We start from the raw sequence: 12,339 nt of genomic DNA on the forward strand, positions 1-12,339 counted from the left end.
GCCCCTCATAATGGGAGCCCGAGCCGTTGGCGTAGAAAAGCTCGCCGGTGAAGGGCTGCGCCATCATGCCGGCAACGGCGTCGCCGTCGACCGTCAGCCCGACCAGTGTGCCCCACACCGGCAGGCCGGAAATGAACGCGCGGGTGCCGTCGATCGGGTCAATCACCCAGACGTGCCGGCTCGAAATGTTCTCGCTGCCATGCTCCTCGCCTAGAATACCATGATCGGGATACTCAGCCGATATCAGAGCCCGGATGGCGCGCTCGGCCTCGCGATCGGCCTCGGTGACCGGATCAAAACTGCCCTGTTCCTTGTTGGCGACCGCACCTTGGGCACGAAAGCGCGGCAAGGTCTCCGCCGCTGCCGCCTGCGCGATGCGACGCATGAAATAGATGCTGATGTCCAACTGATTCTCCCGCATTGCAGCATGCCCGAGCCAGGCTTTGCCGCCAATTTCGTGCCAAAACAAGGGTGTCGAGGATTTTTCCGCGACGGCATCTGTTGCCTGGATGTCACACAGGCGCCATCGAAACGCAATTTCCACATCAGAGTGAATTAAAAAAGGCTGAAGGTCGCTTGACATTTGTGCAGCGCACAATACCCTGAATCTCGGACAGGGTTTCCTGTCCATGCCCTCCTTGGGCGTTTCCTCCCTAGACTTCGACCGTATCGTGCAAACGATGCGGTCTTTTTTTATGGCGCCATTCAGTCCGCGGCCAGCGGCAGGTTATTCACTCCGCGGCCAGTGGCAAGTCGATGAAATGATGATCGGGCATCGACATCAGGTCGGCTGAGAACCGCGTCAGATCGTCGGCCAGCGCATCGAAGCCGGCAGCCTTCTCGAATGTCCGCTCGTTCATATAGAGCCCCCGGTTGACCTCGATCTGCAGCGCGTGCAGATGGCGCGCCGGGCGGCCATAGTGCTCGGTGATGAAGCCGCCGGCATAGGGCTTGTTGTGGGCGACCGAATAGCCCATGGCGCTGAGCAGGCCGATCGCGGTGTCGGTCAGGGCTGCCGTTGCCGAGATGCCGAAACGGTCGCCGATGATGAAGTCGGGCCGCTGGCCGCTGTCGCCGACCCTGATGCTCGCCGGCATCGAATGACAGTCGATCAGCACGGCAAAGCCGAACCGCGCATGGGTTCTGGTCAACAGCCGCTTCAGCGTCTCGTGATAGGGCTTGTAGACGGCCTCGATGCGGGCGACCGCTTCGGCCAGCGGCAAGCGGCCGGAATAGATGTCGAGCCCCTCGCCGACCAGCTTCGGCACCGTGCCCAGCCCGCCGGCCACCCGTGCCGAGCGGATGTTGCAGAAGGACGGCACCGGCTCGGCGAACATGCGCGGATCAAGCTCCCACGGTTCACGGTTGACGTCGAGATAGGCCCTCGGGAAATTCGCCGCCAGCAGCGGTGCGCCGAGCGCGACGGTCCCGCCGAACAGCTCATCGACGTAGCAGTCCTCGGACCGGCGGATGGCGTTGCGGTCCAGCCTTGCCATGGCAAGGAAGCGCTCCGGATAGTAGCGGCCGCTATGCGGTGAGTTGAAGAGGAAGGGGACGCGCTGCTCGACGCCCGACCGGATTTCGAAGGGTGGAAAGACCGAAAAATCCTCGGCTGCCGTCTTCAATTTGAACGAACCCGAAAACACCAGTGCATCATGATGTGAAAGTGCCACCTTGCAAGCCTCGTGTCCAGCATTTCGGCCGCAGCACACGCCCGGCAAATATGGATCATCCCGTCAGCGTTCACTTGATGTTTACCCTCACCTCCTCATATACAGGATGGTTAACGGGCTTGCCCAACGGCAACCTCGGGCGGGTGATTCGGACGGGATATCATGGCACGCATTCTTCTGGCGGAAGACGACGACGATATGCGTCGGTTCCTCGTCAAGGCGCTGGAGCGCGCCGGTTACCAGGTCAGCGATTTCGACAATGGCGCCAGCGCCTATGAGCGGCTGCGCGAGGAACCTTTCTCGCTGCTGTTGACCGACATCGTCATGCCGGAGATGGACGGCATCGAACTGGCGCGGCGCGCCACAGAGATCGATCCTGATCTGAAAGTCATGTTCATCACCGGTTTCGCCGCCGTTGCGCTGAACCCGGATTCCAAGGCGCCGAAAGACGCCAAGGTGCTGTCGAAGCCCTTCCACCTGCGCGACCTCGTCAACGAGGTCGAAAAGATGCTGCAGGCGGCCTGAGCCGTTTTTTAAGCGCGGCGCCGCGCTCTTCGCCACTGCGGCGAGACGACGCCTTCTTTCCTTTTTCCTGCTATTGACGCGCTAGATCAAAAATGGTGTATGCGCGGCTTCGGATGGGCGTGTAGCTCAGCGGGAGAGCACTGCATTGACATTGCAGGGGTCACAGGTTCAATCCCTGTCACGCCCACCATCCAAGCCTCTGGTTTCTCTAAGCAAATCAGACGCCAAGCGTTCCCTAAGACCCTTGAATTCGCTGCTGGTCACACTCTGGTCACAGCAAAGGGTCTGTCATGGCTACAATCCGAAAACACCGGGACAAATATCAAGTTCAGGTTCGCAGGAAGGGTTTCCCACCCATCTCACGCTCGTTCCACAAACTGGCGGACGCCAAGGAATGGGCGAGACACATTGAGACGCAAGCTGATCGCCAAGAACTCGCGCCGAGCCGTAAGGAACTCAAAGGGATCACCTTAGGGGATCTTGTTCGGCGTTACCGCACCGAGGTCGTAGCCTTCAAGAAGGGCGCGGATATCGAAACGATCGTCCTCAATGCCTTCCTGCGACATCCCGTCTGTCGCAAGGACCTGGCCGATCTGAACACGTCGGACTTTGCCTCCTATCGTGATGAGAGGCTCAAGACCATAGCTGCCACATCGCTGAAAAGGCAGTTGGCGCCAGTGAACAACATGTTCGAGCTTGCACGAACCGAATGGAAACTCCCCCTCAAGAACCCCTTGGTAGACCTGTCGCTCAAGACGAATGACAACAGGCGGGAGCGACGGCTCCGCGAAGGCGAGTTGGACAGGTTGGGCGCGGCTGGAGGGAAGACGAGAAACCCCCTAATCCTCCCAGTGATCCGCTTTGCCATCGAGACCGCGATGAGGCGCGGCGAAATTCTGAACCTGCGATGGTGCGATATCGACGAAGCGCGGGGAACGGCAATCATTCTTGAGACGAAGAACGGCTACTCACGAACCATTCCGCTGACACCGGGTGCCCTCGCGGTCCTTAGGACAGTCCCAAAGGGTAAGGAGACCGGTTGTAAGGTGTTTCCGCTATCGGCGCTTGCTCTTCGGCTATGCTGGGATAGGCTCACCCAAAGAGCAGAGATCAATGATCTGAACTTCCACGACCTCCGGCACGAGGCCATATCTCGACTATTTGAGCTTGGTCTTACGGCCCCCGAGGTGGCCTCAATCAGTGGACATCGGGACATGCGGATGCTGTTTAGGTACGCCCATGCCAGCCATGCATCCATTAGGGCTAAGCTGACCGCCGCCTCCAGCGTAGGATGACAAATCGTCCCCTGTCGTCGTGATCCTGATCAGCGAAAAATGTGGGAAGACACAAAGGCAACGAAACCTTCTGTCTTCCCACAAAATGACCTTCGGGAAATACTCCCGTATGAAGGCGTGTCCGCCGAGACCGCTGGGGACCCGAGTTCGGTTTTGGTGGACGCTATCTTCCAGTATAGGAGCCACCCACCATTAGGCTTTCAGCAACCAACCGTTCGCGCCCCTGCCGATCTTGCCGTTGTGATGAAACGTGACACCCATCTCGGCGAGTGTTGCTGTTATGCGATGACCGTTATCACGCAACAGCCGACCGAGGTCCTTCATCTTGGATGAACACCAGCCGAGTTCCGACTTGATCATCCTTACTGAGGTCTCCCCAGAGGGGCGGGACGCCATGAAGGAAATGAGCGGGTCATAGCCATCTGCCAGGCGGACTTTGACCACATCCCCGTCGAGTACGAAATCCCAGGGCAAGACGTTGATGCCCGGCATTTCAGTCGTAATGTCCTTCAGTATCGATGCCCCCTGACGGTTGTCGGGCAGGATGATGTAGATGTCGGCTGAGGGACAGTCACCGTCGGAGTTGATGACCTTGCGGCAGCGGATGCGATTGATCGCCTGCACCACCGAGACCGTTATCTGTTTTTGCTCCATGACTTTGCGGACATCGTCGTATCCCTGCCACGAAGGCGATGCGAACCACTCGTCCTCGGGCAACCCTTGCAAAGCGATAAACGTGCCGACTGCCCAGAGGTCTCCCCGATAAGGAAGCCCCAAGATGATCGCAGTGTCGAAGTCCTGCCAGTCATTCTTACCGTCGATCGCACCGAAGTGGGCTACCTCGTATCGCAAGAAATTGGCGCTCAATGCGAGCGCCTTCGGTTCGACCAGCTTGTGAAGGCAAATGAGCACGGATTTCTCCTTGCACGATTTCTCCAGTTCCTTGACGACCCGGGCGACCCTATTGCCGCCCTTCTCTGCCATGCTGCTCTTCCCAAGGCCGTTGGCGTAGGCAACATGCAGCCTCACGTTGCGATAGCTCCGTGCCTTTGACGGGATAAGCGGGCGATCGACCCGGTCTCCAAGCAATTCCCAGAGCATGTTGTTCGAGGCGGTGGCATCGAGGACGACAGGACCGGGCAAGTCAACCGGGATCAACAACTCCGAATTGTTGATTGTGTCCCAATCGCCCGACCGGTGATAATAGGCCCACTTGCCAAGGATGTTCTCGCAAGATCGCAACGTGTTGCAGGCTTGCTCGGCAAGGCGATGACGATCCAGCGGGCTATCCTTGCGCAGCATCATCATGTCGAGCGGGAGCCGAGACACCTCCTCGGCGAGGCCCAGCAAGGAATGACTGCCTGACCAGTCGATCTGACTCCCCATCACATCACGCCAGAGCAAACCCTGTTTCTCGTCTGTGCGGTCGAACTCCAGGAATTCCAGAGTACGCTTCAACGACTCGATCGCTTGGACAGCCACGTGGTGTCTGACCCTCATCGGCTGGTCGATCATCGCAACGACGTTGCTGATATCCTGTGCCTTGACCTGATAGTGTTCGACAATGTTCGCAATTGCCTCGTCGATGATCGTGAGGCAACGTCGGCCCCCCTCCCAATTTACAAACTCATCCCACTTACCCTGCTGATTGCGATAGATCGCCTCGACAGCCCTTTGGTATGCAGAATGTGTGATCACCAGCACATCCTTCTCGCTGCACTTCTCCACGCTGACCTTGTTTTCGGAGTGCCGCGCAATCGCAACGGGACCGCCGACCATCTCGTTGATAGAGGCCACGATCTCGTCCGCCTGTTCAATCGTTCGGACCACGACCAAAATCCCTGACCGATTGACCAGACAGCTGACCGCGTTCAATTCCGCCATCATGGCGCTGTATACGATGAGCCCTTGGGTCTTGCCGGTGCCCGTTGCCGGTTCAAGCACCCTCCATCGCTGGTCGCAGGCGACGATCGCATTGTTAAAGGTTCTCGCCGTTACCTGCCACAGCTGTTCAAGGGCGTTGCTGAAAGTGTTGCCTAGGACGTCCTCCCAGTGAGTTCTCATGCGACGTGCAAAGTCGATCGGTGCCACGATGTTGTGTGCAGCCATTGGTATTCCTCAGATTTGATTAAGTGCTTGAGGCCGCTTGATGGCGGCATAGGACGCCAAGACAGAGCTTAGCTGTACCTAATAGCGTTACCGATCTAAGTATCAGATTTTGCTGAGATATTCTTCCTCTAGCTTCCGTATGAGGCCCTCACGCTTCCTTTCCGAAACGTAGGTGCGCTCGAACAGCCATACCGGATCATAGGGGTTTGATAATTGTTCGATCCGCCTTGCAATGTCCTGCTCTGCATACCCGGGCAAAATAATATCCGGCGTCTCTCGTATTCTCGACACCAACGGAAGGAAGCGAGGGTCGTTGGAAGCCCTCCGAGCCGACCCGTCCAGTAGACCGCCCTCCCGCCCAGGGCGAAACGTCGGGAGAGCAATCAGACCGACGGTCATCTGAACGTACAGGTCGTCGTTCGCATCAAAAGCAGCCTCTGCCGCCACATAGTTCAGTCGGCGGTCTGAGAGCCTCCGAACCTGTTGCTGCACGTAAGCCAACTTCTCGGCGCCTAGCCGACGTAATTGCCTAGCCGAGACGTCTCCCTGTCGCGCGGCTGCGTTAATGGAAGGTGCCTTGAGGTGTTCCCTCAGCCTATCCCTAAAATACTTCAGTCGTCCCTTAGGTCCCCTGTCAAATGTTTCAGCCTCAAGCGGATCGATAACTCGCGCCCACCAGTCGATGATCATGCGGTTGCGAAAAGGATGGCTGAATGCCGTATCTGCCAGCATGAGTTCGGCGACGTACCCATAGGTGGAACGCCGAACGCGCTGTCGGCGCTTCTTGAGGATGGCACGTTTCATCTCCCCAATGCTCATGAAGGCAACTCCCGATGTTCCGGGTCGAAATAGCGAACCATCGGAAAAGCGGCAAGGTCGCTCGGGGGAGGCAGCGTCCAAAAAGGTATAGGTTTTAAGCACAACCGGCTTGACTGTACACTTTGCGTCCATTAATTGCATGTCCATCATAACCTAGAGGAAAGGGTACGATATGGTGTTAATTGGATATGCCCGTGTCAGCACGAGGGGCCAGGACTATGAGACACAGGTCTTAAGGTTGAGAGCGCAGGGAGCGGAGAAGATATTCAGCGAAAAGAAATCGGGGCTGGATGGAAAGCGCCCGGAACTCGCCAGATGCATTGAGTATGCGCGTGAGGGCGACACCCTCTTGATCACCAAGCTCGACCGGCTCGCACGTAGCACGGCTGACCTCTACCGGATCGTGAGTGAGCTGACCGACAAAGGGGTAGCATTCAAGGTCCTCGACGACAACCTCGTCGACACCACCACCCGCACAGGAAAACTTGTCATGGGCATCTTAGCTTTGATTGCAGAATTCGAGACGGACATCCGCAAAGAACGCCAGATGGAAGGCATCGCGAAGGCGAAGGCCGAGGGTAGAGTGGGGGGTCGTCCGAGGCTGATAACCCCCGTTGTCGAAGCGCAGATCGGGGAATTGCGAGGTGCGGGGTTCAGCATTCGCAAGATTGCGACCGAAGTCGGCCTGTCGAAGGCATCAGTCCAAAAGGTCCTAGAAAAAATACCGGGCTGAAGCCCCACGGGGGGAATGGCCAAAGCTCCCCACTGAAGGATTGTCAGACACATCTTCGCAAAAAAGGTCCGATTAGCGCCGGGCATCGGCATGATTACGGCAGAGTTTTATCTGGCCGCGCTTATGGACAAACGCTTGCAAGTACGCTCAAGTTGCCCCAGGGGGAATTGCCAAATCTGTGTCCAAATCTATAGCTTGCGGTACCGGGCAGCAAAGCCCTCGCAGCTGCCATAACTCACGAACGGACTCAAATCACGTAGCCTTTGTAAAAGCCTCGCACCCTTGCCCGGCTGCACACCGGTTTGCGTGACGCTTGCCCGATTCTAGTGCTGCGTCCCAAGGATAGGTAATGAACGTACAAATTCACAATCTGCTGAAGTCCGACATCTGGGAAATCGCCAATCGGTTGCGCGGCCCATATCGCCCACCGCAATACCGGTTGGTCATGTTGCCGATTGTCGTGCTACGTCGGCTGGATTGCGTTTTGGAGCCGACTAAGGACGCCGTCCTCAAAGAACACGCTAAGCTCACGGCGCAGAACATCCCGGCAAGTGCGATGGAAAGGCTACTTGGCCGCGCCGCCGACCCCCATCGCAAGCATCCGCTTTACAATACCAGCCCGTTCACCTTCCAGCGGCTACTTGGCGACCCCGAAAACATCGCGCCAAACCTCGTTTCCTACATCAACGGCTTTTCGTCCACCGCGCGGACGATCTTCGAGCGGTTCAAGTTCACCGACCAGATCGAAAAGCTCGACTTGAGCAATCGCCTCTTTACCATCGTCAAGGCGATGGCCGATTTAGACCTACACCCGCAGCGTATCGACAACTTACAGATGGGCTACCTGTTCGAGCATCTGGTGATGCGTTTCAACGAGCAGGCCAACGAAGAGGCCGGGGATCACTTTACTCCGCGCGAGGTCATCCGCTTGATGGCAAACCTTGTCTATACTGGCGAGCAAGACGTCTACACGCCGGGCATCTTCCGTACGATCTACGATCCCGCTTGCGGCACAGGCGGGATGCTATCGGAATCGGAAAAGTTCATTCTCGATCAGAACAGCCAAGCCAATCTCGCCCTGTTTGGACAGGAGTACAACGACGAGTCGTGGGCGATCTGCTGCTCGGACATGCTGATCAAGGATGAGGACACTAGCAGCATCGTCCTCGGCGACACGCTCGGGGACGGCAAGACCCGCGACGGCTTCGAGGGCAAACAGTTTCATTATCTGCTCGCCAACCCGCCCTTTGGAGTGGAGTGGAAAGATCAGAAAACGGCCGTCGAACGGGAACACAACGAGTTGGGTTTTTCCGGCCGCTTCGGCGCCGGGCTGCCCCCCATCAATGACGGCTCGCTGCTTTTTCTCCAGCACATGATTTCCAAGATGCACCCCTACGAAGAAGGGGATGAAAATGCGGTGGGCTCCAAGATCGCGGTCGTCTTCAACGGCTCACCACTGTTTTCCGGCGATGCTGGGTCGGGACCATCGAACATCCGCCGCTGGATCATCGAGAATGACTGGCTCGACAGCGTCGTCGCGCTGCCAGACCAACTTTTCTACAACACGGGCATCTTCACCTATGTCTGGCTCGTCAACAACCGCAAACTGCCCGAGCGAAAAGGTAAGGTACAGTTGATCGATGGCACGCGTTTTTTTGAGCGCATGAAGAAGAGCCTCAACAACAAGCGCAACGAGATCACAGAGGATCAGATACGAGACCTAACCCGGATCTACGGCAATTTCCTCGACGGCGAGACAGCGGACGTTCGGATCAATGGCGATGTTGAAACGCGGGTTGTCTCACGCATCTTCCAGAACCACGAGTTCGGCTTCCTCAAGGTTACCGTCGAGCGTCCCCTCCGTTTGAACTTCGAGGCAACGCCAGCGCGTATCGCCCGACTGGAATACCAGTCAGTCTTCGCCAATCTGGCAACGTCAAAGAAGCGCAAAGACGACAAGGCCGCGATGCGCGAGATCGCGGAGGGCCGCACTATTCAAGACGCCATCCGCTCAGCGTTGACCACCCTGGAAGCGAAGGGCCGGTATTTAGACCGTGAGGCCTTCGACGCCGACCTGACCCGCGCCGCCAAACGACTAGGTCAGAAACTTGCCACCCCCATGCGAAAAGCGATCTTCGCCGCCCTGGGGGAACGAGACCCTGATGCGGAGATTTGCCGTGACGGTAAGGGTAGGCCGGAGCCAGACAGCGAGTTACGCGACACCGAGAACATCCCGCTGCCGAAGGGCATCGCTCTGCCGCTGCCCATACAATTCGGCCCGGATAAGCCCAATGACAGGCTAGTCGCGGCATTCCGTGACGTGATCGACGCCTATCTGACACGTGAAGTTCTGGCCCATGTCCCAGATGCTTGGGTTGATTACGATAAGACGAAAGTTGGCTATGAAATCCCTGTCAACCGGCATTTCTACCTCTACAAGCCACCGCGCCCGCTGGACAAGATTGAGGCGGATATCACCCAGCTAGAGGGCGAAATCGCCGGACTGTTGAAAGGGCTGGTTGCATGACCGTCGTCCCCAGTAACATACAACTAGCTTACGGATCGCTGCCGGATGGATGGCGATTGGAGAAGCTCAAGTTCTTTGCGGCTACCCGCAACAGTAATGTCGACAAAACAGTTGTCGACGGCGAAGAGTTGGTGAGACTCTGCAACTACACTGATGTTTACTATAACAATCGCATTACACCTGATATTGAATTCATGAATGGCTCAGCAACGGAAGTTGAGATCGAAAAATTTCGCCTTAAGAAAGGACAGGTGATCATCACCAAGGACAGCGAAGGATGGGACGATATCGGGATCCCCGCGCTGGTCACCGAAGACATGCCGGATGTGCTCTGCGGCTATCACTTGTCGGTGCTGGAGCCAGGACAGAAACTTGATGGCGGTTTTCTGGCTTGGCTCTGCCGGTCGGAACCGCTGAATGACCAATTCAAGTTAGGCGCCAACGGGGTAACGCGGTACGGCCTCGGGCAGTACCCAATGAAGAACGCATACATCGCCGTTCCCCCAATTGAAACTCAGCGACGCATCGCAGGGTTTCTAGATGAGAAGACAGCACGGATCGACGGGCTCATCGAGAAGATGACGGGGGGGGCTTTAGGAGCCAAAGCCTTACGCGATCTTGCCAATGATAAAGACAGAAGTCTTTGCGGCCTTCTTCTAGAATATCGAACATCACTTATTACCGCTGCCGTCACGGGTAAGATGGGAATTGATTGATGGCCGGTCACGGAAATCCGTGGGACATACCCGAATGGCATTCGGTGCGGCGAGAATCTATGCTTATAAGGCAACTTATCGGCTCGGGGGCCACCGCCTTAGGACGTGCCAACTACGCCGACCAAGTGGGGGAATATTACACGGCCTTCTTCGGCTTGTCGGTTGGATTGGAACGACTGGGGAAGCTCATTCTTGTCGCAGATTATGCAATTGCTAACGCTGGACAGATGCCAGGTGAAAGGGTCGTTCGTCGATTCGGCCATCATCTGACCGACCTGTTGCAAGCTGCACACACGGTCGCAGGCAAGCAAGCTCTGAAGCTCGACTACCCCCGCCCGACGGATGCAATCAGTCTGAAGATCGTTGAATGTCTCGATGCCTTCGCGGATGCAGGCCGGGGGCGCTACGCCAACTTTGCCGCGTTGGGCGATCCTAATCTCGGACAGCATGAACCAATCGGCAAATGGTGGGGCGAGGTCGCCGAACTGATCCTGAAAGAGCACTATTATGGGAAGGACATCCAGAAACGGGTAGAGGGACACGCCAGCGTGGTAGATTCCGTCATGTCGCCCATCTCCCTAGTGCTTTACATCAACGAAATCGGGGAAGCGATGCAGGATGTGCTCACTTCGTCTATCCGAACCGGACAAACTGAACTTGTCCAGCGGTTCGGCCGTTACTATGCGCTTACGGTAGTCCGGTGGTTGTCCGAAATCTTTTCGGATCTTTCACGTTCGGCCTGTTACAGCCATAATGTAGAGGCCTTTTCGGGTGCTTGGGAATATTTTCAAACCTATACTGTAGATGACAGCTTTCTAAAGACTCGCAAAAATTGGCCTTTGGCTTGATTGGGGAGATGAATGGCCAAAAAGTTCTACGATGGTATCGACGCGCTCAAAGCGTTGATCGAGCAATCCGGGCAGCGAGGCAGTTGGTCTGAGGCCAACGGCTGTCATCAGTTCCGTTCACAACGCGGTGGTGTCTTGAGTTATTGGCCAGGAACATCAACGGTCAGTGCGCAAGGAAAATCGCCGGGTAAGGAAGCGCTTGACGCCTTGCTAGACGATGGCCTCGGGGCCGTTGTTTATGCGGCTCCCGCCGCCCCTGACGGACCAAATAAAAAAGTCTTCGTGGTGTACGGTCATGACAAGCCAGCGCGTACGCAGCTCGACGCCATGTTACGCCGGTGGGGCCTTGAACCGGTTATCTTAGACGAATTGCCGTCGAAGGGTCAGACGATTATCGAGAAACTTGAAGACTACACCGAAGATGTAGGTTTCGGTGTGGTACTGGCCACTCCGGATGATCTCGGCTATCCGAAAGAGCATGAAGATCAGAAGGCATTTCGAGCCCGGCAGAACGTAGTTCTTGAACTTGGGATGCTGTTGGTGAAATTGGGGAGACCGAGAGTAGCGGTCTTGCTCGGATCACAAGTCGACATGGAACGCCCTTCCGACATCCAAGGGCTTATTTACATCCCTTTCAAGACGGATGTTCAGAAAGAGGCAGGGCCGCTTCTTGCCAAAGAGATGGCTGAGCAAGGATACGCTATCGACGTCAAAAACCTTTGAGGATCGCCATGTCCGGCCACACCGAAAGCGACTTCGAGACAGCGATTGAAGCCGGGCTACTCGGCGCGGGCGGCTACGCGTCGCGTTCGCCAACCGCTTACGATGAGGCCATGGCGCTCTTTCCCGATGACGTAACAGGCTTCCTGAAAGACAGTCAGGCGGCGAAGTGGGCGCAGCTTGAAGCCCTGCTCGGGAGCAAGACCGCCGCGACAGTGCTCGACAGCCTCGCCAAAGAACTAGACGTTAAGGGCACACTGCATGTCCTGCGGTATGGCTTCAAATGCTACGGTAAGACCTTCCGGCTGGCCTATTTTCGCCCAAACTCCGGCATGAACCCAGAGGCCGCCGCATCCTATGCCGCAAACCGGCTG

General features: G+C 56.8%; 11 protein-coding genes, 1 tRNA gene and 1 pseudogene. 9 read left to right on the top strand and 4 right to left on the bottom strand.

The window, feature by feature from the left end; all coding sequences use genetic code 11:
- The coding region (locus EOD15_RS17065) for an inositol monophosphatase family protein (protein WP_281035563.1) at nucleotides 1-421 on the bottom strand (421 nt) is incomplete at its 3' end.
- 310 nt (nucleotides 422-731) lie between these two features.
- Nucleotides 732-1,673: an N-formylglutamate amidohydrolase gene (locus EOD15_RS17070; protein ID WP_127329367.1), complete on the bottom strand. Its 942-nt coding sequence runs from the start codon at nucleotides 1,671-1,673 to the stop codon at nucleotides 732-734.
- 162 nt (nucleotides 1,674-1,835) lie between these two features.
- Between EOD15_RS17070 and EOD15_RS17075 the strand changes: the two genes are divergently transcribed.
- From EOD15_RS17075 to EOD15_RS17085, 3 genes are all read left to right on the top strand, one after another.
- Nucleotides 1,836-2,198 carry a response regulator gene (locus tag EOD15_RS17075; protein ID WP_006199474.1) on the top strand — a complete coding sequence of 121 codons (363 nt, stop codon included), beginning with the start codon at nucleotides 1,836-1,838 and terminating at the stop codon, nucleotides 2,196-2,198.
- Between the two features lie 115 nt (nucleotides 2,199-2,313).
- Nucleotides 2,314-2,388: transfer RNA gene (locus EOD15_RS17080), tRNA-Val, on the top strand.
- Between the two features lie 100 nt (nucleotides 2,389-2,488).
- On the top strand, nucleotides 2,489-3,493 hold the full coding sequence (locus EOD15_RS17085; protein WP_127322358.1) for a site-specific integrase: 1,005 nt from the start codon (nucleotides 2,489-2,491) through the stop codon (nucleotides 3,491-3,493).
- Between the two features lie 192 nt (nucleotides 3,494-3,685).
- Here EOD15_RS17085 and EOD15_RS17090 read toward each other — a convergent pair whose 3' ends face one another.
- Nucleotides 3,686-5,602, bottom strand: coding sequence for a hypothetical protein (locus EOD15_RS17090; protein ID WP_127322357.1), 1,917 nt, complete (start codon nucleotides 5,600-5,602; stop codon nucleotides 3,686-3,688).
- Nucleotides 5,603-5,704: 102 nt separating this feature from the next.
- Nucleotides 5,705-6,562, bottom strand: coding sequence for a hypothetical protein (locus tag EOD15_RS17095; protein ID WP_127408660.1), 858 nt, complete (start codon nucleotides 6,560-6,562; stop codon nucleotides 5,705-5,707).
- Between the two features lie 31 nt (nucleotides 6,563-6,593).
- Between EOD15_RS17095 and EOD15_RS17100 the strand changes: the two genes are divergently transcribed.
- From EOD15_RS17100 to EOD15_RS17125, 6 genes and pseudogenes are all read left to right on the top strand, one after another.
- Nucleotides 6,594-7,154, top strand: a complete 561-nt coding sequence (locus EOD15_RS17100; RefSeq protein ID WP_127321701.1) for a recombinase family protein — start codon at nucleotides 6,594-6,596, stop codon at nucleotides 7,152-7,154.
- A 349-nt stretch (nucleotides 7,155-7,503) separates the two neighbouring features.
- The gene (locus tag EOD15_RS17105; protein WP_127321700.1) at nucleotides 7,504-9,681 is read left to right on the top strand and encodes a class I SAM-dependent DNA methyltransferase; all 2,178 of its coding nucleotides are present in this window, start codon (nucleotides 7,504-7,506) and stop codon (nucleotides 9,679-9,681) included.
- Nucleotides 9,678-10,397 (top strand): restriction endonuclease subunit S, encoded by a 720-nt coding sequence (locus EOD15_RS17110; protein WP_127321699.1) that lies wholly within the window; start codon nucleotides 9,678-9,680, stop codon nucleotides 10,395-10,397. The genes EOD15_RS17105 and EOD15_RS17110 overlap by 4 nt, the downstream gene beginning before the upstream one ends.
- Nucleotides 10,397-11,245: a hypothetical protein gene (locus tag EOD15_RS17115; RefSeq protein ID WP_127321698.1), complete on the top strand. Its 849-nt coding sequence runs from the start codon at nucleotides 10,397-10,399 to the stop codon at nucleotides 11,243-11,245. Before EOD15_RS17110 ends, EOD15_RS17115 begins: the two co-directional genes overlap by 1 nt.
- Nucleotides 11,246-11,257: 12 nt before the next feature.
- Entirely contained in the window at nucleotides 11,258-11,968 is a 711-nt protein-coding gene (locus tag EOD15_RS17120) for a TIR domain-containing protein (RefSeq protein WP_127321697.1), read from the top strand.
- A gap of 8 nt (nucleotides 11,969-11,976) precedes the next feature.
- Nucleotides 11,977-12,339 (top strand): annotated as a pseudogene (locus tag EOD15_RS17125) (type I restriction endonuclease subunit R); the annotation flags it as partial.

The sequence above is a fragment of the Mesorhizobium sp. M7A.T.Ca.US.000.02.2.1 genome, assembly GCF_003996995.1.
In the GTDB taxonomy this organism is placed as follows: domain Bacteria; phylum Pseudomonadota; class Alphaproteobacteria; order Rhizobiales; family Rhizobiaceae; genus Mesorhizobium.

Excerpts from the sequence above, each read along its gene's own strand:
- EOD15_RS17075 (WP_006199474.1), top strand. The coding sequence starts at position 1,836 with ATGGCACGCATTCTTCTGGCGGAAGACGACGACGATATGCGTCGGTTC.
- EOD15_RS17085 (WP_127322358.1), top strand. The coding sequence starts at position 2,489 with ATGGCTACAATCCGAAAACACCGGGACAAATATCAAGTTCAGGTTCGC.
- EOD15_RS17090 (WP_127322357.1), bottom strand. The coding sequence starts at position 5,602 with ATGGCTGCACACAACATCGTGGCACCGATCGACTTTGCACGTCGCATG.
- EOD15_RS17095 (WP_127408660.1), bottom strand. The coding sequence starts at position 6,562 with ATGCAATTAATGGACGCAAAGTGTACAGTCAAGCCGGTTGTGCTTAAA.
- EOD15_RS17100 (WP_127321701.1), top strand. The coding sequence starts at position 6,594 with ATGGTGTTAATTGGATATGCCCGTGTCAGCACGAGGGGCCAGGACTAT.
- EOD15_RS17105 (WP_127321700.1), top strand. The coding sequence starts at position 7,504 with ATGAACGTACAAATTCACAATCTGCTGAAGTCCGACATCTGGGAAATC.
- EOD15_RS17110 (WP_127321699.1), top strand. The coding sequence starts at position 9,678 with ATGACCGTCGTCCCCAGTAACATACAACTAGCTTACGGATCGCTGCCG.
- EOD15_RS17115 (WP_127321698.1), top strand. The coding sequence starts at position 10,397 with ATGGCCGGTCACGGAAATCCGTGGGACATACCCGAATGGCATTCGGTG.
- EOD15_RS17120 (WP_127321697.1), top strand. The coding sequence starts at position 11,258 with ATGGCCAAAAAGTTCTACGATGGTATCGACGCGCTCAAAGCGTTGATC.